This window comes from Nocardioides furvisabuli, assembly GCF_021083185.1.
Taxonomy (GTDB): domain Bacteria; phylum Actinomycetota; class Actinomycetes; order Propionibacteriales; family Nocardioidaceae; genus Nocardioides; species Nocardioides furvisabuli.
The window spans coordinates 579,083-605,309 of record NZ_JAIGQB010000001.1; the positions used below are offsets into that span (position 1 = coordinate 579,083).

General features: G+C 70.0%; 26 protein-coding genes. 14 read left to right on the forward strand and 12 right to left on the reverse strand.

The window, feature by feature from the left end; genetic code table 11:
• The first annotated feature begins 18 nt into the window (after nt 1–18).
• Nucleotides 19–813 (forward strand): DUF3027 domain-containing protein, encoded by a 795-nt coding sequence (locus K4G59_RS02680; protein WP_231249165.1) that lies wholly within the window; start codon nt 19–21, stop codon nt 811–813.
• Nucleotides 814–845: 32 nt separating this feature from the next.
• Here K4G59_RS02680 and K4G59_RS02685 read toward each other — a convergent pair whose 3' ends face one another.
• Together K4G59_RS02685 and K4G59_RS02690 are read right to left on the reverse strand one after the other, a co-directional pair.
• A complete protein-coding gene (locus K4G59_RS02685) occupies nt 846–1,487 on the reverse strand; it encodes a class I SAM-dependent methyltransferase (RefSeq protein ID WP_231249166.1) in 642 nt (213 codons plus the stop codon).
• Nucleotides 1,484–1,771 carry a DUF2530 domain-containing protein gene (locus K4G59_RS02690; RefSeq protein WP_231249167.1) on the reverse strand — a complete coding sequence of 96 codons (288 nt, stop codon included), beginning with the start codon at nt 1,769–1,771 and terminating at the stop codon, nt 1,484–1,486. The genes K4G59_RS02685 and K4G59_RS02690 overlap by 4 nt, the downstream gene beginning before the upstream one ends.
• Nucleotides 1,772–1,842: 71 nt before the next feature.
• Here K4G59_RS02690 and K4G59_RS02695 point away from each other — a divergent pair, with 71 nt between their 5' ends.
• The 7 genes from K4G59_RS02695 to tuf all read left to right on the forward strand — a co-directional run bounded on the left by K4G59_RS02695 (nt 1,843) and on the right by tuf (nt 9,764).
• Nucleotides 1,843–3,321, forward strand: coding sequence for an NCS2 family permease (locus K4G59_RS02695; protein WP_231249168.1), 1,479 nt, complete (start codon nt 1,843–1,845; stop codon nt 3,319–3,321).
• Nucleotides 3,322–3,496: 175 nt separating this feature from the next.
• On the forward strand, nt 3,497–3,940 hold the full coding sequence (locus K4G59_RS02700; RefSeq protein WP_224273082.1) for a MarR family winged helix-turn-helix transcriptional regulator: 444 nt from the start codon (nt 3,497–3,499) through the stop codon (nt 3,938–3,940).
• 13 nt (nt 3,941–3,953) lie between these two features.
• Nucleotides 3,954–5,237, forward strand: a complete 1,284-nt coding sequence (locus tag K4G59_RS02705; protein WP_308189333.1) for an MFS transporter — start codon at nt 3,954–3,956, stop codon at nt 5,235–5,237.
• 208 nt (nt 5,238–5,445) lie between these two features.
• Nucleotides 5,446–5,817, forward strand: coding sequence for a 30S ribosomal protein S12 (rpsL, locus tag K4G59_RS02710; protein ID WP_056599611.1), 372 nt, complete (start codon nt 5,446–5,448; stop codon nt 5,815–5,817).
• Nucleotides 5,817–6,287: a 30S ribosomal protein S7 gene (gene rpsG / locus K4G59_RS02715; protein ID WP_207084035.1), complete on the forward strand. Its 471-nt coding sequence runs from the start codon at nt 5,817–5,819 to the stop codon at nt 6,285–6,287. Before rpsL ends, rpsG begins: the two co-directional genes overlap by 1 nt.
• Nucleotides 6,288–6,424: 137 nt before the next feature.
• Nucleotides 6,425–8,491: an elongation factor G gene (gene fusA / locus K4G59_RS02720; RefSeq protein ID WP_231249264.1), complete on the forward strand. Its 2,067-nt coding sequence runs from the start codon at nt 6,425–6,427 to the stop codon at nt 8,489–8,491.
• A gap of 79 nt (nt 8,492–8,570) precedes the next feature.
• Nucleotides 8,571–9,764: an elongation factor Tu gene (tuf, locus tag K4G59_RS02725; RefSeq protein ID WP_224273081.1), complete on the forward strand. Its 1,194-nt coding sequence runs from the start codon at nt 8,571–8,573 to the stop codon at nt 9,762–9,764.
• Nucleotides 9,765–9,852: 88 nt separating this feature from the next.
• Here the strand turns inward: tuf and K4G59_RS02730 are convergent, their stop codons facing one another.
• The gene (locus K4G59_RS02730) at nt 9,853–10,275 is read right to left on the reverse strand and encodes a hypothetical protein (RefSeq protein ID WP_231249170.1); all 423 of its coding nucleotides are present in this window, start codon (nt 10,273–10,275) and stop codon (nt 9,853–9,855) included.
• Between the two features lie 72 nt (nt 10,276–10,347).
• On the opposite strand from K4G59_RS02730, the gene K4G59_RS02735 reads away from it, so the two are divergent.
• Entirely contained in the window at nt 10,348–10,938 is a 591-nt protein-coding gene (locus K4G59_RS02735; protein ID WP_231249171.1) for a mismatch-specific DNA-glycosylase, read from the forward strand.
• Here the strand turns inward: K4G59_RS02735 and K4G59_RS02740 are convergent.
• The 9 genes from K4G59_RS02740 to K4G59_RS02780 are packed head-to-tail and all read right to left on the reverse strand — an operon-like array spanning nt 10,935 to nt 21,980.
• Entirely contained in the window at nt 10,935–12,293 is a 1,359-nt protein-coding gene (locus tag K4G59_RS02740) for a transaminase (RefSeq protein WP_231249172.1), read from the reverse strand. The genes K4G59_RS02735 and K4G59_RS02740 overlap by 4 nt on opposite strands.
• A 7-nt stretch (nt 12,294–12,300) precedes the next feature.
• Nucleotides 12,301–13,758 (reverse strand): NAD-dependent succinate-semialdehyde dehydrogenase, encoded by a 1,458-nt coding sequence (locus tag K4G59_RS02745; RefSeq protein ID WP_231249173.1) that lies wholly within the window; start codon nt 13,756–13,758, stop codon nt 12,301–12,303.
• A complete protein-coding gene (gabT, locus tag K4G59_RS02750; RefSeq protein ID WP_231249174.1) occupies nt 13,758–15,110 on the reverse strand; it encodes a 4-aminobutyrate--2-oxoglutarate transaminase in 1,353 nt (450 codons plus the stop codon). Before gabT ends, K4G59_RS02745 begins: the two co-directional genes overlap by 1 nt.
• Nucleotides 15,107–16,390 carry a saccharopine dehydrogenase family protein gene (locus K4G59_RS02755; protein ID WP_231249175.1) on the reverse strand — a complete coding sequence of 428 codons (1,284 nt, stop codon included), beginning with the start codon at nt 16,388–16,390 and terminating at the stop codon, nt 15,107–15,109. The genes gabT and K4G59_RS02755 overlap by 4 nt, the downstream gene beginning before the upstream one ends.
• Nucleotides 16,391–16,400: 10 nt before the next feature.
• Nucleotides 16,401–17,237 (reverse strand): ABC transporter permease, encoded by an 837-nt coding sequence (locus tag K4G59_RS02760; RefSeq protein ID WP_231249176.1) that lies wholly within the window; start codon nt 17,235–17,237, stop codon nt 16,401–16,403.
• 1 nt (nt 17,238) lies between these two features.
• A complete protein-coding gene (locus tag K4G59_RS02765; RefSeq protein ID WP_231249177.1) occupies nt 17,239–18,150 on the reverse strand; it encodes an ABC transporter permease in 912 nt (303 codons plus the stop codon).
• Between the two features lie 7 nt (nt 18,151–18,157).
• A complete protein-coding gene (locus K4G59_RS02770) occupies nt 18,158–19,258 on the reverse strand; it encodes an ABC transporter ATP-binding protein (protein ID WP_231249178.1) in 1,101 nt (366 codons plus the stop codon).
• A 1-nt stretch (nt 19,259) separates the two neighbouring features.
• Nucleotides 19,260–20,510, reverse strand: coding sequence for an ABC transporter substrate-binding protein (locus tag K4G59_RS02775; protein WP_231249179.1), 1,251 nt, complete (start codon nt 20,508–20,510; stop codon nt 19,260–19,262).
• A 24-nt stretch (nt 20,511–20,534) separates the two neighbouring features.
• Nucleotides 20,535–21,980 (reverse strand): gamma-aminobutyraldehyde dehydrogenase, encoded by a 1,446-nt coding sequence (locus K4G59_RS02780; RefSeq protein WP_231249180.1) that lies wholly within the window; start codon nt 21,978–21,980, stop codon nt 20,535–20,537.
• Between the two features lie 170 nt (nt 21,981–22,150).
• On the opposite strand from K4G59_RS02780, the gene K4G59_RS02785 reads away from it, so the two are divergent.
• The 5 genes from K4G59_RS02785 to rplC all read left to right on the forward strand — a co-directional run bounded on the left by K4G59_RS02785 (nt 22,151) and on the right by rplC (nt 26,226).
• Nucleotides 22,151–22,609: an Lrp/AsnC family transcriptional regulator gene (locus tag K4G59_RS02785; RefSeq protein WP_231249181.1), complete on the forward strand. Its 459-nt coding sequence runs from the start codon at nt 22,151–22,153 to the stop codon at nt 22,607–22,609.
• Nucleotides 22,606–23,997, forward strand: coding sequence for an aspartate aminotransferase family protein (locus K4G59_RS02790; RefSeq protein ID WP_231249182.1), 1,392 nt, complete (start codon nt 22,606–22,608; stop codon nt 23,995–23,997). The genes K4G59_RS02785 and K4G59_RS02790 overlap by 4 nt, the downstream gene beginning before the upstream one ends.
• A 54-nt stretch (nt 23,998–24,051) precedes the next feature.
• Nucleotides 24,052–24,777, forward strand: coding sequence for a tRNA (guanine(46)-N(7))-methyltransferase TrmB (gene trmB / locus K4G59_RS02795; RefSeq protein ID WP_372461784.1), 726 nt, complete (start codon nt 24,052–24,054; stop codon nt 24,775–24,777).
• Between the two features lie 467 nt (nt 24,778–25,244).
• Nucleotides 25,245–25,553 (forward strand): 30S ribosomal protein S10, encoded by a 309-nt coding sequence (gene rpsJ / locus K4G59_RS02800; RefSeq protein ID WP_008360994.1) that lies wholly within the window; start codon nt 25,245–25,247, stop codon nt 25,551–25,553.
• A gap of 7 nt (nt 25,554–25,560) precedes the next feature.
• On the forward strand, nt 25,561–26,226 hold the full coding sequence (rplC, locus tag K4G59_RS02805) for a 50S ribosomal protein L3 (protein ID WP_231249184.1): 666 nt from the start codon (nt 25,561–25,563) through the stop codon (nt 26,224–26,226).
• Nucleotide 26,227 lies beyond the last annotated feature (1 nt).

Sequence of the window (26,227 nt, forward strand, 5' to 3'; positions counted from 1 at the left end):
GTTTGCCACAATGCGCAGGTGATCGCTCTCCCCACCCGTGCCGGCAAGCCCGACGCCACCCTCGCCAAGGCCGTCGACCTGGCCCGAGAGGTGGTCCTCGAGGTCGCCGAACCCGGCGAGGTGGGTGACCACCTCGGCGCGCAGGCCGAGGGCGAGCGCATCGTCACCCACCAGTTCGCGTGCGTCCGCCCCGGCTACCCCGGGTGGTACTGGTCGGTCACGCTGACCCGCGCCAAGCGCGGCAAGGACCTGACCGTCAACGAGGTCGTGCTGCTCCCCGGCGACGACGCGATCGTGGCGCCGGCCTGGGTCCCCTACAAGGAGCGGCTCCAGCCCGGCGACCTGTCGCCCGGCGACCTGCTGCCCGTGGAGGACGAGGACGCCCGCCTGGTCCCGACGTACCTCGTCGGCGACGACCCGCTCGACCCGCCGATGGACGCCGATGCCCGCGCGCAGGTGCGTCGTGTGGCCGAGGACCTCGGTCTGGGCCGGGTCCGCACGCTGAGCCGTGAGGGCATCGACATGGCCGCCGAGCGCTGGTACGCCGGCCCCGGCGGGCCCGAGTCACCGCTGGCCAAGAGCGCTCCGGACAGCTGCTGGTCCTGCGGGTTCCTGGTGCGGATCAGCGGCTCGCTCTCGGAGACCTTCGGCGTCTGCGCCAACGGCAACGCCAACGACGACGGCCGGGTCGTCAGCCTCGACCACGGCTGCGGCGCCCACTCCGAGGTCAAGCTCGCCCGCAAGCAGCAGCCGCTGCCGATGCCCGAGCACGTCTTCGACACCCTCACCGACGACGAGTACGAGCTGATCTGAGCCGCCCGGTCACGACCGCGTCGACATCTCCCTCAGAGCGCGTGGCCGAACGACGTCGGCGCGCCCGGCGCGTCGTCGCGCGACAGCACCCACACCGCGTAGTCCGGCGAGGCCGGGTGCAGCTCGTAGGAGCCGAAGAGGTGGTCGACGCGCAGGCCGGCAGCCGTGGCGTCGCCTGCGAACTCGTCGGGGCTGTAGTCGCGAGCGGTGGTCGGCCCGTCGACGGGGTGGAAGCCCACCAGCACCCGGCCGCCCGGAGCCAGCGTCGCGCGCACCCGCCGCAGGACCTCCCGCTCGGTGCCTGCGGCGACGAAGACCATGACGTTGCCGACGAGCACGGCCAGGTCCACGCTCGCGCGCAGCCCGGTCAGGTCGGCCTCCAGGATGTCGGCGTGGATCACCTCGAGGTCGGGGTAGGTGCGGCGCGACTGCTCGACCAGGGTGGCGTCGGGCTCGACCGCGACCACCCGATGACCCCGTGCCTGCAGGGCGGCGGACACCCGGCCCATGCCCGAGCCGACGTCGAGGACGCGCGCGCCGCGCGGGACGAGCACGTCGGCCAGCCGGGCCTCGCCGTCCACGTCGGACCCCTCGGCCACCAGCTGGGCGAACTTCGCGCCGTAGCCCCGGTTGCCCTCGCCCGCGAGCTCCCAGCGGGTCGGCCGGTGGGTCATGCCACGCCCTGCCGCGCCGCGCGCTCCTTGCGGCGCCGGCGGCAGTACTCCAGCCCGCAGAGTCCGAGGCCGAAGCCGGCCAGGCAGGTCCACAGCCACCACGTGCGGCCGTTGTCCTCGAGCGTGCCCCAGAACGGGAGCAGGGCCAGGAAGCCCAGCAGCCACAGCGCGGTGCCGACCTCGGTGGTGCGCACGCCGTCGACGTCGAGGGGCGCGACCTGCGCCACGACGTAGGTGCGGCTGCCGATGTCGTGCTGCGTCGGCTGCTCGTCACCCAGGTCCACGCCGTCACGCTACACACGCGTGTGAGCGCACGAAACACGGACGTGACACGGGTCTGCCAGACTGCCGTCCCGTGAACGACGAGACCACGACCTCACCGCAGTCCACGAAGGCCTCCGGCCTCGACGGGTTCTTCGACATCAGCCGACGGGGATCGACGGTGGGGCGCGAGGTCCGCGGCGGCGTCGTCACCTTCTTGACGATGGCCTACATCATCGTGCTGAACCCGCTCATCCTCGGCTTCGTGCCCGACTCGACCGGCGCCTACCTCGGTGGCGGCGCGGGTGACGGGTCGAACCTGCCGGTGATCGCGGCGGGCACGGCGCTGGTCGCCGGGGTGCTGACCATCCTGATGGGCACGGTCGCCAACTTCCCGCTCGCGCTCGCCACCGGTCTGGGCCTCAACGCGTTCGTCGCGAACGCCATCGCGACCCGGTCCACGTGGGAGGACGCGATGGGCCTCATCGTCCTCGAGGGCATCATCATCCTCGTGCTCGTGCTGACGGGCTTCCGCAAGGCCGTCTTCCACGCGGTGCCCCAGCAGCTGAAGATCGCGATCTCGGTGGGAATCGGTCTGTTCATCGCCCTGATCGGCTTCGTCGACGCGGGCTTCGTGACCCGCATCCCCGACGCCGCGCTGACCACGGTGCCGGTCCAGCTCGGCAACGGCGGCACGCTCAGCGGCTGGCCGGTGCTGGTCTTCGCGGTCGGCGTCGTGCTCATCATCGCCCTGTGGGTACGCCAGGTGCGCGGTGCGATCCTGATCTCGATCGTCGCCACGGCGGTGCTCGCCTTCGTGCTGCAGGCCGTCCTCGACCTCGGCTCGGTCGCGCAGGAGGGCCCGGGCAACTGGTCGCTCAACGTCCCCGAGCTCAACGGAGTCGTCGACGTCCCCGACTTCGGCACCCTCGGGCAGTTCGACCTGTTCGGTGCGTTCTCGTCGGTCGGCGTCCTCGCCGCAGTCCTGCTCGCCTTCACCCTCCTGCTGGCCGACTTCTTCGACACCATGGGCACGATGACCGCGATCGGCGCGGAGGCCGGCCTCAACGACGAGGAGGGCATCCCGCCGAACGCCCAGCGGATCCTCGTCGTGGACTCGGTCGCCGCGATGGCCGGCGGCGCGGCCGGCGTCTCGTCCAACACCTCCTACATCGAGTCCGCGTCCGGGGTGGGGGAGGGCGCGCGGACCGGGCTCGCGTCGGTGGTGACCGGGCTGCTGTTCCTGCTGGCCACCTTCTTCGCCCCGATCGTCGAGGCGATCCCGTCCGAGGCCGCCGTGCCGGCACTCGTGCTGGTCGGCTTCCTCATGATGCAACAGGTCAAGGGCATCGCCTGGGACGACCTCGAGATCGCCATCCCGGCCTTCCTGACGATCGTGCTGATGCCCTTCACCTACTCCATCTCGGTCGGCATCGGCGCCGGCTTCCTGGCCTACGTCCTCATCAAGCTCGTCGTCGGCAAGGCCCGCGAGGTCCACCCGCTCATGTGGGTCGTCGCAGCGCTCTTCGTCGTCTACTTCGCCATCGAGCCGATCACCTCCTGGCTGACCTGAGCGGGCGGTCGACACCATGTGGGATCCCCGGTCAGCCGGGGATCCCACAGGTTGTCGGCCTCTGCAACGCCTGACACCTTGTGGGATCCCCGGTCGACCGGGGATCCCTCACGTACGCCGGGAGCGATGCAGCACGCAGGAATAGTTAGCAGAGGTAATGAGTTACGCTAACGACATGCCGACCGCCGACCTCCGCACCCATGCCGGGCTCGCCTCCGAGCTCCGGGCGGGTGTCATGCGCCTGCGTCGTCGCCTCGCCACGGAGCGCCACCCCGACAACGACCTGAGCATCGGGCAGATGGTCGTGCTGGGGCTCCTGGTGCGGTTCGGCGACCAGACCGTGGGCGAGCTGGCCCGCGCGGAGCGCGTGCAGCCGCCGTCGATGACCCGCACGGTCAACTGCCTGGAGTCCGACGGCTACGTCGTACGCCGTGCACACGAGACCGACGGGCGCCAGGTCGTGGTCGCCGTCACCGACGCCGGCCGCGCGGCCGTGCTGGCCGACCGCCAGCGCCGCGACGCCTGGCTGGCCCAGCAGCTCGCGGGGCTCACCCCCGCCGAGCGGGCCACCCTGCGCGACGCTGCGCCGATCCTCGCCCGACTTGCCCTGACCGACTGACGACCGAGGAGTCATCACGAGTCCCACGTTCCGCTCCCTCGCCAACCCCAACTACCGCCGCTACGCCAGCGGTGGTGTCGTGTCCAACACCGGCACCTGGATGCAGCGCGTGGCCCAGGACTGGCTGGTCCTCCAGCTCGCCGTGGGCTCCGGCGCGACGGCGCTCGGCATCACCACCGGCCTGCAGTTCCTGCCGTTCCTGCTCCTGACGCCGGTGGCCGGCCTCATCGCCGACCGGATGCCCAAGCAGCGGCTGCTCCAGCTCACCAACCTCGGCATGGCGCTGCCCGCCGCCGTGCTCGGCCTGCTCGCCGTCACCGGCACCGCCGAGGTCTGGCACGTCTACGTCCTGGCCTTCCTGCTCGGCTGCGCGTCGGCCTTCGACGCCCCGGCGCGCCAGTCCTTCGTCTCCGAGCTGGTGGACCCCGTCGACCTCACCAACGCGGTCGGCCTCAACTCCGCCAGCTTCAACGCCGCGCGCCTCGTCGGCCCCGGCCTGGCCGGCGTGCTGATCGCCGCCTTCGGCGGGGGAGCGGTGGCGACCGGGTGGGTCATCCTGCTCAACGCGGTGTCGTACGCCGCCCCGATCTGGTCGCTGCGCCACCTCGACCTGGCCCGGATCGACGCCGCGGCGCCCGCCGATCGGGGTCCCGGCGCCATCCGGGAGGGCGTGGCCTACGTCCGTGCCCGTCCCGACCTGGTGCTCGTCCTGAGCATGGTCTTCTTCGCCGGCACCTTCGGGTTGAACTTCCAGATCACGTCGGCGCTCATGGCCACCGAGGTCTTCGGCAAGGGGCCGCAGGAGTTCGGGCTGCTCGGCACCTTCCTCGCGGTCGGCTCGCTCACCGGCTCCCTGCTGGCAGCGCGCCGCGCCGAGGTGCGCCACCGTCTCGTCGTCGGGTCCGCGATCGCCTTCGGGGCCACGGTGATGCTGGCCGGGCTGATGCCGTCCTACCTCACCTTCGCGCTCCTCGCGCCCGTCACGGGGCTCACCGCGCTGACGTTCATCACGAGCGCCAACACCTACATGCAGCTCAACACCGACGCGGGCGTCCGCGGCCGGGTGATGGCGCTCTACCTGATGATCTTCATGGGTGGCACCCCGGTCGGTGCCCCGATCATCGGGTGGATCGGACACGAGTACGGCGCCCGCTGGACGCTGCTCGGCGGCGGGCTGATGACGATCCTCGGTGTGGGGGTGTCTGCCATCGTGTACCTCAGGCTCGAGAAGGCGCGACGCGAGCGCGGCGCCGAGGCGGGCGCACGGCTCGCGGAACCGGCTCCTGCGGCGTTTTGACCGTGGCAGTCACGCCCGAGTAGCCTCAATCCTCGTGTCTGGCACGTCCAGACCTCTGCGCATGCTCCCAGAGCCGCGGCCCCTCGAGGTGCCGCGCCCGGCTCGGCGCAGCAGCTCCACCGCACAAGGCACGTCGCAGCAACGCATGACATCCGAGTCCGGCACCTCGCCGGGCCGTGACGAGAAGACAGAGAGAGGGAACCACCCGGTGCCCACCATTAACCAGCTGGTCCGCAAGGGCCGCCAGGACAAGGTGTCGAAGTCCAAGACGCCTGCCCTGAAGGGATCCCCGCAGCGCCGTGGCGTCTGCACCCGCGTCTACACGACCACCCCGAAGAAGCCGAACTCCGCCCTCCGCAAGGTCGCCCGCGTGCGCCTGAGCAGTGGCGTCGAGGTCACCGCCTACATCCCGGGTGTCGGTCACAACCTGCAGGAGCACTCGATCGTGCTCGTGCGCGGCGGCCGTGTGAAGGACCTCCCCGGTGTCCGCTACAAGATCATCCGCGGCACGCTCGACACCCAGGGTGTCAAGAACCGCAAGCAGGCCCGCAGCCGCTACGGCGCGAAGAAGGAGAAGTAATGCCTCGCAAGGGTCCCGCTCCGAAGCGCCCCCTCGTCTCTGACCCGGTCTACGGCTCGCAGCTGGTCACCCAGCTCGTCAGCAAGGTCCTGCAGGACGGCAAGAAGGCTGTTGCCCAGCGCATCGTCTACACCGCCCTCGAGGGCTGCCGCGAGAAGACCGGCACCGACCCGGTCGTCACGCTCAAGCGTGCGCTCGACAACGTCAAGCCGGCCATCGAGGTCAAGTCCCGCCGCGTCGGCGGTGCGACCTACCAGGTCCCCGTCGAGGTCAAGGCCAACCGCTCCACCACGCTGGCCCTGCGCTGGCTCGTGGGCTACGCCGCCGACCGTCGCGAGAAGACGATGGCCGAGCGCCTGATGAACGAGATCCTCGACGCCAGCAACGGCCTCGGTGCCGCTGTGAAGAAGCGCGAGGACACCCACAAGATGGCCGAGTCCAACAAGGCCTTCGCCCACTACCGCTGGTGAGGTCGGGAGGCTGCGGGCCCCGCATCGCGCGGTCCGCGGCCTCCCACTCCCACAACCCCACTACTTCGAGGGACTGAGACACAACAGTGGCTGTCGACATCACCACCGACCTCAACAAGGTCCGCAACATCGGCATCATGGCGCACATCGACGCCGGCAAGACCACCACCACCGAGCGCATCCTCTTCTACACCGGCATCACCTACAAGATCGGTGAGGTCCACGAGGGTGGCGCCACGATGGACTGGATGGAGCAGGAGCAGGAGCGCGGCATCACCATCACGTCCGCCGCGACCACCTGCTGGTGGAAGGACCACCAGATCAACATCATCGACACGCCCGGCCACGTGGACTTCACCGCCGAGGTCGAGCGCTCGCTGCGCGTCCTCGACGGTGCCGTGGCGGTGTTCGACGGCGTTGCCGGTGTCGAGCCGCAGACCATGACCGTGTGGCGCCAGGCCAACAAGTACTCGGTCCCCCGCATGTGCTTCGTCAACAAGCTCGACCGCACCGGCGCGGACTTCTTCCGCTGCGTCGACATGATGGTCGAGCGCCTCAACTCCACCCCGCTCGTGCTCCAGCTCCCCATCGGTGCCGAGTCCGACTTCCTCGGTGTCGTCGACCTCGTCGGCATGCGTGCCCTCACCTGGCGCGGCGAGACCACCATGGGCGAGGACTACGAGGTCGAGGAGATCCCGGCCGAGCTCGCCGAGCAGGCGGCCGAGTACCGCGAGAAGTTCATCGAGACGCTCGCCGAGGCCGACGACGAGATCATGGAGAAGTACCTCGAGGAGGGCGACGAGAACTTCACCGTCCCCGAGCTCGAGGACGCGATCCGTCGCGCCACGCTCGCCGACAAGCTGAACCCGGTCCTCTGCGGCACCGCGTTCAAGAACAAGGGTGTCCAGCCCCTGCTCGACGCGGTCGTCAAGTTCCTGCCGTCGCCGCTCGACATCGACGGGATCCAGGGCCACTCGGTCAAGGACGAGGACGAGGTCATCGTCCGTCAGCCGTCCGACGACGAGCCGTTCTCCGGCCTCGCCTACAAGATCGCCTCCGACCCGCACCTGGGCAAGCTGATCTACGTCCGCGTCTACTCCGGCAAGCTGGAGGCCGGCTCGACCGTGGTCAACTCGGTCAACGGCCGCAAGGAGCGGATCGGCAAGGTCTACCAGATGCACGCCAACAAGCGTGAGGAGATCGCGTCGGTCGGCGCCGGCCAGATCGTGGCCGTGATGGGCCTCAAGGACACCAAGACCGGTCACACGCTGTGCGACCCGCAGAACCAGGTCGTCCTCGAGTCCATGACGTTCCCGGCCCCGGTGATCGAGGTCGCGATCGAGCCCAAGACCAAGGGCGACCAGGAGAAGCTCGGCACCGCGATCCAGCGCCTGTCCGACGAGGACCCGACGTTCACGGTCAAGGCCGACGAAGAGACCGGCCAGACGATCATCGCCGGCATGGGCGAGCTCCACCTGGAGATCCTCGTCGACCGCATGAAGCGCGAGTTCCGCGTCGAGGCGACCGTCGGCAAGCCGCAGGTGGCCTACCGCGAGACCGTCCGCAACACGGTCGAGAAGCACTCCTACACCCACAAGAAGCAGACCGGTGGGTCGGGTCAGTTCGCCAAGGTCGTCATCAACCTCGGTCCGAACATCGACCCCGAGACCGGCCAGGGCGCGGGCTACGAGTTCGTCAACAACGTCTCCGGTGGCCGCGTGCCCAAGGAGTACATCCCCTCGGTCGACCAGGGCGGCCAGGAGGCCATGGAGTTCGGCGTCCTCGCCGGCTACCCCATGGTCGACGTGAAGTTCTCGCTCGAGGACGGCGCCTACCACGACGTCGACTCGTCCGAGCTGGCGTTCAAGATCGCCGGCAACCAGGCCTTCAAGGAGGCCGCCCGCAGGGCCAAGCCGGTGCTGCTCGAGCCGATGTTCGCCGTCGAGGTGACCACCCCCGAGAGCTTCCTCGGCACGGTCATCGGCGACATCAACTCGCGCCGCGGCCAGATCCAGGCGCAGGAGGAGCGTCACGGCGACATGGTCGTGAACGCCCTTGTGCCGTTGTCGGAGATGTTCGGGTACGTTGGCGACCTGAGGTCCAAGACCTCCGGTCAGGCGTCGTACTCGATGGAGTTCGACTCGTACGCCGAGGTCCCCTCGAACATCGCCGAAGAGATCGTCAAGAAGGTTCGCGGCGAGTAGCTCGACCCGGACCCTCGGTCCAGCACCACCCGTCCCACACCCATGAGTTCAAGTACCAAACCAACCAGGAGGAGCCCCAGTGGCTAAGGCGAAGTTCGAGCGGACCAAGCCGCACGTCAACATCGGCACGATCGGTCACATCGACCACGGCAAGACGACGCTGACCGCGGCGATCACCAAGGTGTTGCACGACAAGTACCCGAACCTGAACGAGGCCTCGGCCTTCGACCAGATCGACAAGGCTCCCGAGGAGCGTCAGCGCGGCATCACGATCTCGATCGCGCACGTCGAGTACCAGACCGAGGCGCGCCACTACGCGCACGTCGACTGCCCGGGTCACGCGGACTACATCAAGAACATGATCACCGGTGCCGCTCAGATGGACGGCGCGATCCTCGTGGTCGCCGCCACCGACGGCCCGATGCCGCAGACGCGTGAGCACGTGCTGCTCGCCCGCCAGGTCGGCGTGCCGGCCCTGGTCGTGGCGCTCAACAAGTGCGACATGGTCGACGACGAGGAGCTCATCGAGCTCGTCGAGATGGAGGTGCGCGAGCTCCTCTCCGAGTACGAGTTCCCGGGCGACGACATCCCCGTGGTCCGCGTTGCTGCCTTCCCGGCCCTGCAGGGCGACGAGAAGTGGGGCGACTCGATCGTCGAGCTCATGAACGCGGTCGACGAGTCGATCCCGACCCCCGAGCGCGAGACCGACAAGCCGTTCCTCATGCCCGTCGAGGACGTCTTCACGATCACCGGTCGCGGCACGGTCATCACCGGTCGCATCGAGCGCGGCATCGTCAAGGTCAACGAGGAGGTCGAGATCATCGGCATCCGCGAGACCGCCCAGAAGTCGACCGTCACCGGTGTCGAGATGTTCCGCAAGCTGCTCGACGAGGGCCAGGCGGGCGAGAACGTCGGTCTGCTCCTCCGTGGCACCAAGCGCGAGGACATCGAGCGCGGCATGGTCGTCATCAAGCCGGGCACCACGACGCCTCACACGAACTTCGAGGCCTCGGTCTACATCCTGTCGAAGGACGAGGGTGGCCGTCACACGCCGTTCTTCAACAACTACCGCCCGCAGTTCTACTTCCGCACGACGGACGTGACCGGCGTCGTGACCCTCCCCGAGGGCACCGAGATGGTCATGCCGGGTGACAACACCGAGATGTCGGTCGAGCTCATCCAGCCCATCGCGATGGACGAGGGCCTGCGGTTCGCGATCCGTGAGGGTGGCCGCACCGTCGGCGCCGGCCGGGTCGTCAAGATCACCAAGTGATCTGAGCGCCTGAGGGCGCACCGGCTCCACCTCGAGACCCCGTCTCCCGCGAGGGAGGCGGGGTCTCGTGCGTCCCGACCGGGCTCGCTCAGGCGGCGTACGGCGGCGGGAGCAGGCCGTGGTGCTGGAGCAGCATCTCGACCCGCTGCCGCTCGCGGTCGAGCTCGGGCCCGGGCGGGAGCACCTCCATGAGGTGCGCCAGCCCTGCCATGTCCGCAGCCTCGGCCAGGACGCCGTCGTAGGCCTGACGACACCCCTCGTACTTCGCGAAGCGCATGTCGCCGCGGTGGAAGGAGGCGTTCAGCCGCCGCAGGTCCGCGCCCACCTCCTCGATCGGCCGTCGCGCCGCAGGCTCATCAGCGACAGGCGTACGCCGGAGCCGTCGTGCCAGGCGTGCCAGGGCGCGGTAGGTGCGCCACTCGTCGAGCTCGCCGACGAGGACGGCGAGGGCCACCCGCAGGACGACGGCGGCGAGCAGCAGGACTGCGATCGTCGCGAGCGGACCCGTCATCGTCCCACGGTACGCCCGGCGGGGCGCCTCGTCACCGGACCAGCGTCACCGCCGCCACGGCACGATGGCCCCATGGGATTCACGAGGGCCGAGCTCGAGTCGTTCCGGGACGCCGTGGTGCCCGACCTGCTCCCCGACGAGGGTGAGCCGCTGCGGCTCCTCTTCGTGGGGATCAACCCCGGGCTGTGGACCGCCGCCACCCAGACGCACTTCGCCCGCCCGGGCAACCGGTTCTACCCCGCCCTCCTGGCCGCCGGGATCCTGGAGCACCCCGTCGACCCGTCCGCCGGGATGACGGACGGGGACCGCGACGCGTTCCGGCGGCGGGGGATCGGCATCACCAACGTGGTGGCTCGCGCCACTGCCCGAGCCGACGAGCTCACGGCTGTGGAGCTGCGCGAGGGCGGGAGGCGGTTGCGTGCCCTGGTCGCCGAGCGGCGCCCCGACGTGGTCGCGGTCGCCGGCATCACGGCCTACCGGGCGGCGTTCGACCAGCGCAGCGCCCGAGCGGGGGAGCAGCCCGGGCGCTGGGACGGATCGCGCGTCTTCGTCGTGCCCAACCCGTCCGGGCTCAACGCCCACGAGACCGTGGAGACCCTGGCTGCGGCGTACGCCGACGCGGCCCGGGCGGCCGGCCTCGTCGGCGGCCCTCCCTCGGCCTAGCCGAGCAGCGCCTCCACGGCACCCCGGAACGCCGACGTGTGGGCGTCGACGTCGGACTGGTCGTGGAACGGCGAGAAGAGCGACATGTTGTGGAAGGGGGCGAGCAGGACCCCGCGGTTGACGGTCCAGAGGTGGAAGAAGGCGTCGAGCTCCTCGTCGACTGCGGCGGCCGCCTCCGCGCCCGCGCGCGGCGGCGGGCAGAACCAGTACTCCGCGCGGCAGCCGAGGCGCTGCACGTGCCACGGCAGGCCGTGCTCGTCGATCACCCCGCGGATGCCGTCGGTGAAGCTCACGGCGAGCGGGATCGCGACGTCGAAGTCCTCCTGGCGCAGCGCGGTCGACAAGGTGGCACGCACGGCGGCCATCGCGAGCGCGGAGCCCGACAGCGTGCCGCCCACCCCGGCGACGTCGATGTCGTGCCCGAGCATCGGACCTTCGAGGCGCTCGGCGACCTCGGCGGTCATGCCGTACGCCGCGACGGGGATCCCTCCGCCGATGGGCTTGCCGATGACCACGAAGTCAGGTTCGAGGTCCCACGCCGCGGTGGCCCCGCCCGGTCCCGCGCAGATCGTGTGGGTCTCGTCGTTGACGAGCAGCACGCCATGGCGGCGGGTGACCTCGCGGACCCCGGCGAGGTAGCCCTCGTCGGGGAGCACGATGCCGATGTTGGTCAGTGCCGGCTCCATCAGCAGGCAGGCGACGTCACCCTCGGCGAGGCGGACGTCGAGCGCGTCGAGGTCGTTGAAGGGCACCACCGCCGTGGTCTGCGCGACGTCGACCTGCGGCCCCAGGGCGCCCGGGCGGGCCACGACGCGGTCACCGGCGCGGCCGTGCTCGAGCACGCCGAGCGTCTCGTCGACGGTGCCGTGGTAGCACCAGTCCATGACCGCGATGCGCGGTCGCCCGGTCAGGTGGCGGGCGAAGCGCAGCACGAAGCGGTTGGCGTCGGTGGCGGTCATCGCCATCTGCCAGCGCGGCAGCCCGAACCGGCGGCTGAGCTCGGCAGCCACCCAGGCGGCGTCGGTCGAGGGCAGCATCGTGGTGATCCCACGCTCGGTGCGCTCGCGCACCGCCTCTGCGACCGCGGGCAGGCAGTGGCCGGTCATCGAGCCGGTGTCGCCCAGGCACAGGTCGACGTGCTCGATGCCGTCGACGTCGGTGAAGCGACCGCCGGCCGCCGACTCGACGAACAGCGGGAACGAGCCCGGCCAGCGCGTCATCCACGGCATCGGGACACCGGCCAGCAGGTGCTCACCGGCCGTGCGCGCCAGCAGCGCCGAGGTCGGGTGCAGGTCGACGAACCGTTGCTCCTCCTCGGCGTGGAGCGCGGCCAGGCGGGTGCGGTCGATCGTCATGCGTCCCTCACAGCGCGCTGCCGACGTACTTGGTCTCGAGGTACTCCTCGATCCCCTCGAAGCCGCCCTCGCGGCCGAAGCCGGAGTGCTTCACCCCGCCGAAGGGGGCGGCCGGGTTGGAGACGATGCCGGTGTTGATGCCGACCATCCCGAACTCCAGCGCCTCGCTGACGCGCAGCACGCGGGCGTGGTCGCGGGTGAAGACGTAGGCGACGAGGCCGTACTCGGTGTCGTTGGCCCGCGAGAGCGCCTCCTCCTCGTCGCGGAAGGTCGAGACCGGGGCGACGGGACCGAAGATCTCCTCGCGGAACACCCGCGCCGAGGCGGGTACGTCGACCAGCACCGTGGGCGGGTAGAAGTGGCCTGGCCCCTCGGGGACCTCGCCACCGACCAGGGCGCGGGCACCGCCGGACACCGCGTCGTCGACGAGCTCGTGCACCCCGGCGCGGGCCTTGTCGGTGATGAGGGGCCCGACGTCGACACCGTCCTCGGTGCCGTCACCGACCGTCAGGGCGCCCATCCGCTCGGCGAGCCGCGAGGAGAACTCCTCGGCCACCGACTCGTGCACCAGGAAGCGGTTGGCCGAGGTGCAGGCCTCGCCGATGTTGCGCATCTTGGCCAGCATCGCGCCGTCGACGGCGGCGTCGAGGTCGGCATCGGCGAAGACGAGGAACGGGGCGTTGCCGCCGAGCTCCATCGACACCCGGAGCAGCTGGTCGGACGCCTGGGCGACGAGCACCTTGCCGACCGCCGTCGAGCCGGTGAAGGTGAGCTTGCGCAGCCGCGGGTCGCGGATCAGCGGCTCGCACACGCCGCCGGAGTCGGTGGTGGTGACGACGTTGAGCACGCCTGCCGGCAGGCCGACCTCCTCCAGCAACCCTGCCAGGGCGAGCATCGTGAGGGGGGTCTCCGCGGCCGGCTTGACCACCATCGTGCACCCGGCGGCGATGGCCGGCCCGATCTTGCGGGTGCCCATCGCGAGCGGGAAGTTCCACGGCGTGATCATCAGTGTCGGGCCCACGGGGCCCTTCATCGTGATCAGGCGGGTGTTGCCGGCGGGGGCGGGGGAGTAACGACCGTGGATGCGCACCGCCTCCTCGGAGAACCACCGGAAGAACTCGGCGCCGTAGGCCACCTCGCCCTTCGCCTCGGCGAGCGTCTTGCCCATCTCCAGGGTCATCAGCCGGGCGAAGTGGTCGGCCCGCTCGGTGAGCAGCTCGAAGGCGCTGCGCAGGATCTCCCCGCGCACCCGGGGCTCGGTGGCACGCCACTCGCGCTGGGCGGCCGCTGCTGCGGCGAGGGCGCGTTCCCCGTCCGCGGGCGTCGCGTCCGCCACGGAGGTGAGCACGCCGCCGTCGGCGGGGTTGTGCACCTCGAAGGTCGCGGCGCCGCTGGCGTCGACCCACTCCCCGCCGACGAGGAGCTGGCGGGGCACGGTCTGGAGGACGGTCTCGTTGCTGGCCATCACCCCACCCTGCCATCCGCGGCTGCGTCGAAGGCGGCCTCGAAGATGTCGAGGCCCTCGGCGATCAGGTCGTCGCCGATCGCCAGCGGCGGGAGGAAGCGGAAGACGTTGCCGTAGGTGCCGCAGGTCAGCGTGACGAGGCCCTGGGCCGAGCAGGCCCGGTGGATCGCGCCGGCCAGTGCCGCGTCGGGCGAACGTCCGGGCCCGTCGGACACGAGCTCGACGGCCAGCATCGCGCCGCGGCCACGGATGTCCCCGACGCGGTCGGGGTGGCGCTCGGCGAGCGCCTGCAGGCGCGGCAGGAAGGCCGCCTCGATCGCGCGGGCGCGTGCGGGCAGGTCGTCGGCCTGCATCGTCTCGATGGCGGCGAGCGCGGCCGCGCACGCGACCGGGTTGCCACCGTAGGTGCCGCCGAGGCCACCGACGTGCACCGAGTCCATCACCTCCGCGCGGCCGGTCACCGCGGCGAGCGGCAGGCCACCCGCCATGCCCTTGGCGGTGGTCACCAGGTCCGGCACGACGCCCTCGTTGTCACAGGCGAACCAGTCGCCGGTGCGGGCGAAGCCCGTCTGGATCTCATCGGCGATGAGCAGGATGCCCTGCTCGCGGCACCACTCGGCGACGCGGGGGAGCCAGCCCGGCGGCGGGACGATGAAGCCGCCCTCACCCTGGATCGGCTCGATGAGCACCGCTGCGCAGCTGTCCTCGCCGACCTGGGTGTGCACCGTCGAGACGAAGGCGTCGAAGGCCTCCACGGCGCACGCCTCGGGTCCGCCCGGCCACCGGTAGGGGTAGGCCATCGGGGCGCGGTAGATCTCCCCGGCGAACGGGCCGAAGCCGTGCTTGTAGGGCATGGTCTTCGCGGTCAGCGCCATCGTGAGGTTGGTGCGCCCGTGGTAGGCGTGGTCGAAGACCACGATGGCGTCGCGCCCGGTGTGGTGGCGGGCGACCTTCACCGCGTTCTCGACCGCCTCGGCGCCGGAGTTGAAGAGCGCCGAGCGCTTCTCGTGGCTCCCGGGGGTGAGCTCGGCGAGCTTCTCGCAGACCGCGACGTACTCCTCGTAGGGCGTCACCATGAAGCAGGTGTGGGTGAAGTCCGCGACCTGGCGCTGGACCGCCTCCACCACGCGGGGAGCGGCGTTGCCGACGGTGGTCACGGCGATGCCGGACCCGAAGTCGATGAGCTGGTTGCCGTCGACGTCGCGCAGGATCCCGCCGCCGGCGCGCTCGACGTAGACGGGCAGCGTCGTGCCGACCCCGGCGGACACGGCGGCGACCTTGCGGGCGTGCAGGGCCTGCGAGCGCGGCCCGGGGATCTCGGTGGCGAGGATCCGCTCCTGTGCCAGCGTCATGACTTCTCCTCCATGCCCCACTGCGACCCGTAGCCGTCGGGCTTCGGCGCCGACAGCAGGTCGAGGAACGGCTTCGGCGGCAGTGCCTCGGGGCCCAGCACGCCGGTGCCCCTCCACCTGCCGTCGGACAGCAGCTCGAGCGCCACGACCGGGTTGATGGCTGTCTGCCAGACCACGCACTGCGCGCCGTAGTCGCGCATCGAGTCGGCGTTGTCGACCACGTGGTAGAGGTAGGTCGAGCGCGGTGCGCCGTCCTTGCCGGTGCCGGTGACGAGGAGCCCCGCGCAGGTCTTGCCCTCCATCCGCGGGCCGATGGTGGCCGGGTCGGGCAGGCAGGCCGCCACGACGTCGCGCGGCGAGACCTCCACGCCCTTCACCGTCACCGGTTCGGTCGAGTCGAGTCCCAGCGTGTGGAGCGTGCGCAGGATCGTGATCATCTCCTCGCCGAGGCCGTACTTGAAGCTCACCCGGTCCGCCTCCACCCACCGCGGCATGAGGAGCACCTCCTCGTGCTCGACGTGCACGCACTCGACCGGTCCGATGCCCTCGGGGAAGTCGAAGACCTCCGGCTCGGAGAAGGGGGGCAGCGTGAAGAACCCCTGCTCCAGATCGCCACCGCCCCTCTCCCGCTCCCACACCACTGGGGGATTGAGGCACTCCTCGATGATCGTCCACATCGAGAAGCCGGGCGCGAACACCTCGTTGCCGTCGTCGTCGCGGATCACCAGGTTCGCGCCGTCACGCGTGCCGAGCTCGTCGATGTGGTCGAAGAGCTCGTCGGCGGCGTAGCGCGCGAAGACGTCGGAGAGCCCCGGCTCCACGCCGATCCCGAGCAGCGCCAGCCGGCCGGCCGACTCCCACGCGCCGGCCTGCGCGAACTGCTCGTCGCCGAGCTTGACCCCGACCTTCTCGTACGGCGCGTCGGGGTGCGGCGCGGACAGGCTCATCGCCATGTCGAGGTAGTCGGCACCCGCGGCGAGGGCGCCGGTGAAGATGGGCATCACGAAGCGCGGGTCGACGGCGTTGAAGACGTGGGTGGCCCGCACCTCGCGGGCGAGCGCGGCCACGGCGTCGACGTCCGAGGCGTCGACCTGAGCGGCACTGAAGCGCTCCTCGCCCGTACGCCGCTCGCCGGCCGCGGCGACCGTCCGCTCGGCGCGAGCGAGGTCGTGGTCGGCGACCACCCACGCCTCGAAGAAGTCACGCTCGACCGCGATCCGGGCGGCGGCGTCACCGACACCGCCGGCCCCGACCATCAGCACCCTCATCGGTTCTGGCACAGGCCTGCTCCTACTTCTTGATCCGGGACGCCCGTGCAGAGCCCACCAGCTGGGCGCCCACCACCAGCAGGACGGCGAGCACGAACATCGAGAAGCCGATGACGTTGGCCTCGGCGGGGATGCCGCGGCGCGACGCGACGTAGACGAACTTGGGGAACGTGCTCTCGTTGCCGGAGACGAAGTTGGTGATGATGAAGTCGTCGAAGGACAGCGAGAAGGCGAGCATCGCGGCGCCCGCGATGCCGGGCAGGATCAGCGGGAAGGTGACCTTCCAGAAGGTCTGCATCGGGCTGGCGTAGAGGTCCTGCGCCGCCTCCTCGATCCGCGGGTCGAGGGACTGGATGCGCGCCTTCACCGTGACCACCACGAAGCTCAGGCAGAACATGATGTGGGCGAAGACGATCGTGCCGAACCCGAGGTTGACGCCGATGTTGGAGAAACCCTGCACGAAGATCGTCAGCAGCGCGGCACCCATCACGATCTCGGGGGTCGCCATCGGCACGAAGATCAGCACGTTGCTCGCAGCCTTGCCGCGGTAGCGGTAGCGCACCATCGCCAGCGCCATCATCGTGCCGAGGACGGTCGCGACGAGGGTCGAGATCGCCCCCACCTGGAGCGAGGTGACCAGCGACTCGCACACGCCGGCGACCCCGCACGGGTCCTGCCAGTGCTCCCAGGTGAAGCTCTGCCACACGATGTTGCTGCGGCCGTGGTCGTTGAAGGAGAAGGCGAAGGTGTAGGCGACGGGCAGGAAGAGGTAGAGCAGGGCGGTGATCGCCGCGAGCATGACGACGTGCTGCGCCAGCCAGGCCCGGGTCCGGCGTGCAGCCGACGTGGTGGTGGTCATGTCACACCAGCTCCTCGGTGCCGAAGCGGCGCACGTAGAGGAAGACCATGACCAGGATGGCCGTCATGAGCGTGAACGACAGCGCCGCGGCCACGGGGTAGCCCCCCGGGACGGCGAGGAACTGGTCGTTGATGACGTTGCCGACCATCTTCCCGCGCTGGGGGCCGAGCAGCTCCATGTTGACGAAGTCGCCGGCGGCGGGGATGAAGGTCAGAAGCGTCCCCGCGAGCACGCCCGGCATCGACATCGGCAGCGTCACCGTGCGGAAGGTGGTGATCCCGTTGGCGTACAGGTCACCGCCCGCCTCGATCACGCGCGGGTCGGCGCGCTCGAGCGAGGCATAGATGGGCAGCACCATGAACGGCAGGAAGTTGTAGGTCAGGCCCGCGACCACCGCGACCGGGGTGTTGATGATGCTCCCGCCCGGCAGCAGGTGGAGGAAGCTGAGGACGCCCACCACCCAGCCCTCGTCGGCCAGGATCTGCGACCACGCGAACGTGCGCAGGATGAAGGAGGTGAAGAAGGGCGCGATCACGCAGATCAGCATCAGGTTGCGCCAGCGGCCGGCCTTGAACGCCATGGCGTACGCCAGCGGGTAGGAGATCAGGAAGGCGAAGAGCGTCGCGAGCCCGGCATAGACGAACGACCGGGCGAAGTGGGGTGCGTAGTCGGTGAGCGCAGCCGCGTAGTTCGAGAAGTTGACGTCGCTGTAGTAGTAGCCGGGGAACCCGGGGTAGCGGCTCTGCAGGCTCACCGCGGCCAGCTGCACGAGCGGGAGCAGGAAGAAGACGCCGAGCCACAGCACGCCCGGGAGGAGCAGCAGGTAGGCCGTCCAGCTCCGCTTCCTTGTCTCGGGAGCCGGAGCCGCCGGGTCGACCGCCGGGTCGCCGGCGACGTGGGCGAGAGCGCTCACGGCCTGCTCACGACTCCTCGACCGGGACGCCGAAGGCGTGGCCGGGATTCCAGGTCAGCCAGACCCCGTCCCCGGGGCGGAGGTCGAGCGGCTCGACGTCGAGGTTCTGCTCGTAGCAGCTCCAGGTGGTCCCGCTCGGCATGTCGACGAGGTAGCTCGTGGCGACACCGAGGAACGACACGTCGCGCACCACGCCCTTGACGTCGTTGCCGACGCCGTCGGGCTGCTTGCGCGAGACCGTCACCTTCTCGGGTCGTACGCCGAACAGCACCTGGCCCTCGTTCACCTGCGAGCGGCTCTTGAGGATCCGCACCTTGGTGCCGAGCACGTCGGCCACGAGGTGTTCGCCGTCGACGCCCTCGATCGTGCCGACACCGGTGTTGGCCTGGCCGAGGAAGGTGGCCACGAAGCGGGTGAGCGGGAGGTCGTAGAGCTCGGCAGGAGGTCCCAGCTGCTCGATCCGCCCCTTGTTCATCACCGCGACCGTGTCGGCCATCGTCATGGCCTCCTCCTGGTCGTGGGTGACGTGGATGAAGGTGAGCCCGACCTCGGTCTGGATGCGCTTGAGCTCCACCTGCATCTCGCGGCGCAGCTTGAGGTCGAGCGCGCCGAGCGGCTCGTCCAACAGCAGCACCTCGGGGTGGTTGACCAGCGCTCGAGCCAGGGCGACCCGCTGCTGCTGGCCACCGGACAGCTGGACCGGCTTGCGCTGGGCGAACTGCGTCATCTGCACCAGCTCGAGCGCGTCGTCGGCCCGCTGGGCGGCGTCCTTCTCCTTGCGGCGCTTGGGCCCGAAGGCGACGTTGTCGCGCACCGTCATGTGCGGAAACAGTGCGTAGGACTGGAACACGGTGTTGACGGGGCGCTCGTAGGGCCGTGACCCGGTGAGGTCGGTGTCGCCGATCAGCACCCGCCCGTCGGTGGGCTGCTCCAGCCCGGCGACCATCCGCAGAGTGGTCGTCTTGCCGCAGCCCGAGGGACCGAGCAGGGCGAAGAACGACCCCCTCGGCACGTCCAGCGACAGGTCGTCGACCGCGACGAAGTCGCCGAACGTCTTGGTCACCTTCTCCAGCCGCAGGTCTCCCCGGGCCTGCCTGACACCTGGCACGTCAGTTGCCCATCACACGGCTGGACCACAGGTCGGCGTACTCGATGTCCTCGTCGGGCTCCAGTGCGCGGAACGACTGGATGTTCTTGTCGGCGATGAACTCGGCCGTCGGGAAGATCCACGGGCTCTTCGCGAGCTCCGGGTCGATCTTCTCCATCTCCGCCTGCGCGCCTTCCACCGGGCACACGTAGTTGACGTACGCCGCGACCTCGGCCGCCACCGCCGGGTCGTAGTAGTAGTCCATCAGCTGCTGGGCGTTGCTGCGGTGGGTGGAGGTGATCGGCACCATCATGTTGTCCGACCACAGGGTGCCGCCGGACTCCGGGATCGCGAAGGTCCAGCTGGGGTCGCCGGTGTCGTAGGCGAGGATGAAGATGTCCCCGCTCCAGGTGATGCCTGCGAGTGCGTTGCCGCTGGTCAGGTCCTCGAGGTAGGAGTTGCCCTTCACCTTGCGGATGTAGCCGTCCTCGATCTTCTGCTCGATGAGCTCGATGGCGTTCTCGAACTCTGCCTTGCCCCAGCCGCTGGTGATGTCGACGCCCTGCGACTGCATGACGAGGGCCGCGGTGTCGCGGTACTCGGAGAGCACCACCACGCGTCCCTTGAGGTCCTCCGCCCAGAGGTCGTCGAGCGTCTTCAGCTCGCGACCCACCTTGTCCTTGTTGTAGCCGATGCCCGCGAACCCGCTCTGCCAGGTGACGGAGTAGTTCCGGCCGGGGTCGAAGGGGACGTCCTTGAGCGGCTGGAGCAGGTTGGAGACCACGTTGGGCATCTGGGCCAGCTCGAGCGGCTGGCAGAGCTGCTCGCGGATGATCCGGGCCGACATCCAGTCGGTCATCGTGATGATGTCGCGGTCGATGCTCTGACCCGCCCGGAGCTGTGGGCCGACCTTGGCGAAGTAGGAGTCGTTGTCCTCGATGTCCTCGCTGTAGGTGACCTCGATGCCCGTCTGCTTCATGAAGCCCTCGAGCGTGGGGTACTTCCCCGACTTCTCGTTGACGTCGAGGTACGCCGTCCAGTTGGCCCACTTGAGGACCTTCTCGCTGTCCGACAGGTCCTCGGGGAGCTTGAGCTCGGGAGCGCCGCCGGTGGGGGGTTCGGGCGGTGCGCACCCAGCGAGAGCGAGGGTGGTGGCGGCTGCGGCACCGGTGCCGAGCAGGGCCCGGCGACTGAGTCGCGGTCCCATGCCCGCGAGCACGGCGGCAGCGCCGGGGGACATGGGTCGGCGTGCGCGACCTGGGAACTGCGTCATCGGATTGCCTCTCGTCGGTCCGTGTCAGCTGCTGATGTTCGCCATCACGTGCTTGATCCGGGTGTAGTCCTCGAAGCCGTACATCGACAGGTCCTTGCCGTAGCCGGACTTCTTGTAGCCGCCGTGCGGCATCTCGGCCACCAGCGGGATGTGGGTGTTGATCCACACGCAGCCGAAGTCGAGCGCCCGCGACATCCGCATCGCGCGGCCGAAGTCGCGGGTCCACACCGAGGAGGCGAGGCCGTAGTCCACGCCGTTGGCCCACCGGGTCGCCTCTGCCTCGTCGGTGAAGCGCTGCACGGTGATGACCGGACCGAAGATCTCGTTCTGGATCGCGTCGTCGTCCTGGCGCAGGCCCGAGAGCACCGTGGGCTCGAGGTAGAAGCCGGCGCCGAGGTCCGTACGCCGGTTGCCGCCGGCCGACACGGTGGCGTGGGAGGGCAGGTTGTCGATGAAGCCGCTGACGTGCGCGAGCTGGCGGACGTTGTTGACCGGGCCGAAGAGCGCGTCCGCGTCGTCGGGCAGGCCGACCGGCGCCGAGCTGCGGGCGTAGTCGGCCAGGGCCGCGACGAACTCGTCGTGGATGCCCTCGGCCACCAGCACCCGGGTCGCGGCCGTGCAGTCCTGGCCGGCGTTGAAGTAGCCCGCGATCGCGATGCCCTCCACCGCGGCCTCGAGGTCGGCGTCGTCGAACACGACCACGGGGGCCTTGCCGCCGAGCTCGAGGTGCACGCGCTTCACGTTCGGCGCGGCGCTGGCCGCCACCTCCGCGCCGGCGCGCACCGAGCCGGTGATGGCGACCAGGGCGGGCGTGCGGTGCTCGACGAGCCGGCGTCCGGTCTCGCGGTCACCGGTCACCACGTTGAGCGTGCCCGCGGGGAGGAACTCCGAGGCGAGCTCGGCCAGGCGCAGGGTGCTCTCGGGGGTGGTGTCGCTGGGCTTGAGGACGACGGTGTTGCCGGCGGCGAGCGCCGGCCCGATCTTCCACGCCGCCATGAGGAGGGGGTAGTTCCACGGCGTCACCTGGCCCACGACGCCGATGGGCTCGCGGCGGATCCACGACGTGTGGCCGGCCATGTACTCGCCCGCCGCCTTGCCCTCCAGGACGCGCGCGGCCCCGGCGAAGAACCGGAGCTGGTCCACCATCGGCGGGATCTCCTCGCTCGCGGTGAGTGCCTTGATCTTGCCGGTGTTCTCCGACTCCAGGGCGATGAGCTCGTCCGCGTGCGCCTCGACGGTGTCGGCGATCTTCAGCAGCGCCTGCTGGCGCTCGCCGGGGGTCGTGCGACCCCACTCGCCGAAGGCCCGGTCGGCGGCGTCGTACGCCGCGTCGACCTCCTCGGCGCCGCTGATGGGCGCGCGGGCCACGACCTGGCCGGTGGCCGGGTTGACGACGTCGCTCAGGGCGCCGGCACTGGCGTCGACGTAGGTGCCGCCGATGAAGTTGCGCAGCGTGCGTGGGCTGGTCACGTGGGTCCTCCCGGTCGGGTGCGGTGAAGGGAGAGTAGGACGACGGGCGACCAGATCGCCATAGGTGACGGCAACAAAACTGTCGGAATCGTGGATTTAACGCCCGGGAAATGCGGATTCCGCGCTCGGCGGCTTGCGGATCGGACCTCCGGCACAGCACCATGGGCGCCATGAGTGAGGGAAGTGTGCGCCTCGATGCGACTGCCAAGCGCATCATCGAGCTCCTCCAGGAGGACGGGCGCATCTCGTACGCCGCGATCGCCAAGGCGGTCGGCCTCTCGGAGGCCGCAGCCCGCGCCCGCGTGCAGAAGCTCCTCGACTCCGACGTCATGCAGGTCGTCGCGGTCACCGATCCCACGCAGGTCGGGTTCACCCGCCAGGCGATGATCGGGGTGCGCACCGAGGGCGACCCGATGAAGGTGGGCGACCGCCTCGCCGAGGTGGCCGAGGTCGACTACGTCGTCACCACCGCGGGGAGCTTCGACCTCCTCGTCGAGGTGGTGTGCGAGGACGACCCGCACCTGCTCGACGTCATCCGACAGGTCCGTGAGCTCGACGGCGTGGTCTCCTCGGAGACCTTCGTCTACCTCAAGCTCAACAAGCAGCACTACAACTGGGGAACACGATGAGCCTCCCAACCTCCGAGGGCGAGTCCTTCGACTACCAGACCGCCGGCCGCGACCACCTCTGGTTGCACTTCACCCGGCACTCGACCTACGAGAAGGGCGGCGAGATGCCGCTCATCGTCAAGGGCGAGGGGCACAAGATCTGGGACAGCCACGGCCGCGAGTACATCGACGGCCTGGCCGGTCTCTTCGTGGTCCAGGTCGGTCACGGCCGCGACGAGCTGGCGGAGGCTGCCGCCAAGCAAGCCAAGGAGCTCGCGTTCTTCCCGCTGTGGTCCTTCGCCCACCCGCGCGCGGTCGAGCTCGCCGACCGGATCGCGGCGATGGCGCCCGGCGACCTGAACCGCGTGTTCTTCACCACCGGCGGCGGCGAGGCGGTCGAGTCGGCCTGGAAGCTGGCCAAGCAGTACTTCAAGCTCACCGGCAAGCCGAACAAGCACAAGGTCATCTCGCGAGCCGTGGCCTACCACGGCACCCCCCAGGGCGCGCTCTCCATCACCGGCATCCCGCCGCTCAAGGAGATGTTCGAGCCGCTGGTCCCGGGCGCGCACAAGGTGCCCAACACCAACTTCTACCGTCGCCCGGACTACCTCGGCGACGACGAGAAGGCCTTCGGTCGCTGGGCCGCGGACCGGATCGCGGAGGCGATCGAGTTCGAGGGCCCCGACACCGTCGCGGCCGTCTTCCTCGAGCCGGTGCAGAACGCCGGCGGATGCTTCCCGCCGCCGCCCGGCTACTTCGAGCGGGTCCGCGAGATCTGCGACGAGTACGACGTGCTGCTGGTCTCCGACGAGGTCATCTGCGCCTTCGGCCGCGTGGGGGAGATGTTCGGCGCCGCCGAGTTCGGCTACCAGCCCGACATCATCACCTGCGCCAAGGGCATGACCTCGGGCTACTCACCGATCGGCGCGATGATCGCCAGCGACCGGCTCTTCGAGCCGTTCAGGTCGGGCACCACGGCGTACGCCCACGGCTACACGTTCGGGGGCCACCCGGTGTCGTCCGCGGTCGCGATGGCCAACCTCGACATCTTCGAGCGCGAGGGCCTCACCGACCACGTCCAGCAGAACGCGCCGGCCTTCCGCTCGACCCTGGAGAAGCTGCTCGACATCCCGATCGTCGGCGACGTCCGCGGCCACGGCTACTTCTACGGCATCGAGCTGGTGAAGGACCGCGAGACCAAGGAGACGTTCGACGACGCCGAGTCGGAGCGGCTGCTGCGCGGCTACCTGTCCGGCGCGCTGTGGGAGGCCGGCCTCTACTGCCGCGCCGACGACCGCGGAGATCCGGTCATCCAGCTCGCGCCGCCGCTCATCATCGGCCAGCCCGAGTTCGACGACATCGAGCAGCGGCTGCGGTCGGTCCTCACCGGGGCCCTCGCGCACCTCTGAGCCACCGGCCGGCCGATGTGCGCCGGACCCGGGGGAGCGGCGAGGATGTCCGGCGTGAACGACGTCGTACGCCCTGCCCGACCGCACCACAAGCTCACCGCGGACGGCCGCCGCATGCGCGAGGTCCTCACCTACTCACGGCGCGGCAGCCGCTTCACCCCCCGCCAGGCCGAGGCGTGGGCGGCGCACCAGGCCGACTGGGTGATCCCGGAGGAGGCCGTCGACCGGCCCGACTTCGACCTCGCCGAGCGCTTCGGGCGCGAGGCCCCGCTGATCGTGGAGATCGGGTCCGGCATCGGCGAGGCGACGGCGGTGCTCGCCGCCGCGCGGCCCGAGCACAACGTCCTCGCGCTGGAGGTGTGGCTGCCCGGCGTGGCCGACTCGCTGTGGCGGGTCGCCGAGGCGGGTGCCGACAACGTGCGGTTCTGCTCCGTCGACGCCGTCTGGTCGCTCGAGCACCTCCTGGCGCCGGACAGCCTCGCCGAGCTCTGGACGTTCTTCCCCGACCCGTGGCGCAAGACCAAGCACCACAAGCGCCGCCTGGTGAACCCCGCCAACGCGGCGCTCGCCTCGTCCCGGCTGGTGCCCGGCGGCGCATGGCGCCTGGCGACCGACTGGGCCGACTACGCGGAGCAGATGCACGAGGTCCTCGACGCGGAGCCGACCCTCCGGGGCGGGCCGGTCGAGCGGTGGTCCGAGCGTCCGGTCACCCGCTTCGAGCGCAAGGGGATCGACGTCGGTCGCGACATCCGCGACTTCCTCTACCGCCGCTCGGCGTAGGGGGAGCCCCGCGATCGGGGCGCAGCCGCGGTGTGGGCGTAGGGTGTGCCTACCGGTGCACTCCCCGGACGGGTCCTCCAGGGCCCCCGGGACGACGTGCTGGGCGTGCCTCCACTGCGATTTGGCGTGGGCACGCCGAGTCTGTCAAGATGTTCCGGTTGCTCCGGCGGGTCGCCGGGGTGCGGCACACCTTGACTTCTGAATCGCGTCTCCTTGATCGAAACAGCCGTCCTGCGTGCTCCGCACCGGATCGAGAACGTTCTTGATCGGAGACCCGACCAGATCCGACAGCCGTCGGGTGCCACCCAGAGCAGTACCGCTTCCCCGAGGGGTCGTGTGCGGAGAAATCACCGCGACACGCCCGACCGCGGGGGTCGGGGGTGGAGGAGAGACAGGCGGCGCTCGCCCACCAGGGGCCGGGAGCCGAAACCAGACCAGGCGTACGAGATCGAAGAGGACACGGACCTATGGCGGGACAGAAGATCCGCATCAGGCTCAAGGCCTATGACCACGAGGTGATCGACACCTCGGCGCGGAAGATCGTGGACACCGTCACCCGCACGGGTGCGAAGGTCGCCGGCCCTGTGCCGCTGCCGACCGAGAAGAACGTGTACTGCGTCATCCGATCGCCCCACAAGTACAAGGACTCCCGCGAGCACTTCGAGATGCGCACCCACAAGCGCCTCATCGACATCATCGACCCGACGCCGAAGACCGTCGACTCGCTGATGCGTCTCGACCTGCCTGCCGGTGTCGACATCGAGATCAAGCTCTGAGGCTGACATGACGAACACTTTTGAGCGCAACGCGAAGGGACTGCTGGGCACCAAGCTCGGCATGACCCAGCTGTGGGACGAGAACAACAAGGTCGTCCCCGTGACCGTGATCGCGGCCGCGACCAACGTCGTGACCCAGGTCCGTCGGCCCGAGGTGGACGGCTACAACGCCATCCAGGTCGCGTTCGGCGAGATCGAGGCCCGCAAGGTCAACTCGCCCGAGGCCGGTCACTTCTCCAAGGCCGGTGTCACCCCGCGCCGTCACGTCGCGGAGATCCGCACCTCTGACGCCGCGAGCTACACCGTGGGCCAGGAGATCGGCGTCGACACCTTCGCCGCCGGCGAGGAGATCGACGTCACCGGCACCAGCAAGGGCAAGGGTTTCGCCGGTGTCATGAAGCGTCACGGCTTCCACGGTGTCTCCGCCTCGCACGGTGCCCACCGCAACCACCGCAAGCCGGGCTCGATCGGCGCCTGCGCCACCCCGGGTCGCGTGTTCAAGGGCACCCGCATGGCGGGCCGCATGGGCAACGACACGGTGACCACCCAGAACCTGACGGTGCACGCCGTCGACGCCGACAAGGGCCTGATCCTGCTCAAGGGTGCCGTTCCCGGCCCCCGCGGCGGGCTCGTCATGCTCCGCTCGGCTGCCAAGAAGACGCAGGAGGCCTGAG

Coding starts and splice junctions, on each gene's coding strand:
- K4G59_RS02735 (WP_231249171.1), top strand. CDS start 10,348: ATGGGATTCACGAGGGCCGAGCTCGAGTCGTTCCGGGACGCCGTGGTG.
- K4G59_RS02760 (WP_231249176.1), bottom strand. CDS start 17,237: ATGACCACCACCACGTCGGCTGCACGCCGGACCCGGGCCTGGCTGGCG.
- fusA (WP_231249264.1), top strand. CDS start 6,425: ATGGCGCACATCGACGCCGGCAAGACCACCACCACCGAGCGCATCCTC.
- rpsG (WP_207084035.1), top strand. CDS start 5,817: ATGCCTCGCAAGGGTCCCGCTCCGAAGCGCCCCCTCGTCTCTGACCCG.
- rplC (WP_231249184.1), top strand. CDS start 25,561: ATGACGAACACTTTTGAGCGCAACGCGAAGGGACTGCTGGGCACCAAG.
- K4G59_RS02700 (WP_224273082.1), top strand. CDS start 3,497: ATGCCGACCGCCGACCTCCGCACCCATGCCGGGCTCGCCTCCGAGCTC.
- K4G59_RS02685 (WP_231249166.1), bottom strand. CDS start 1,487: ATGACCCACCGGCCGACCCGCTGGGAGCTCGCGGGCGAGGGCAACCGG.
- K4G59_RS02740 (WP_231249172.1), bottom strand. CDS start 12,293: ATGACGATCGACCGCACCCGCCTGGCCGCGCTCCACGCCGAGGAGGAG.
- K4G59_RS02785 (WP_231249181.1), top strand. CDS start 22,151: ATGAGTGAGGGAAGTGTGCGCCTCGATGCGACTGCCAAGCGCATCATC.
- K4G59_RS02730 (WP_231249170.1), bottom strand. CDS start 10,275: ATGACGGGTCCGCTCGCGACGATCGCAGTCCTGCTGCTCGCCGCCGTC.
- K4G59_RS02775 (WP_231249179.1), bottom strand. CDS start 20,510: ATGACGCAGTTCCCAGGTCGCGCACGCCGACCCATGTCCCCCGGCGCT.
- gabT (WP_231249174.1), bottom strand. CDS start 15,110: ATGACGCTGGCACAGGAGCGGATCCTCGCCACCGAGATCCCCGGGCCG.
- K4G59_RS02790 (WP_231249182.1), top strand. CDS start 22,606: ATGAGCCTCCCAACCTCCGAGGGCGAGTCCTTCGACTACCAGACCGCC.
- K4G59_RS02745 (WP_231249173.1), bottom strand. CDS start 13,758: ATGGCCAGCAACGAGACCGTCCTCCAGACCGTGCCCCGCCAGCTCCTC.
- rpsJ (WP_008360994.1), top strand. CDS start 25,245: ATGGCGGGACAGAAGATCCGCATCAGGCTCAAGGCCTATGACCACGAG.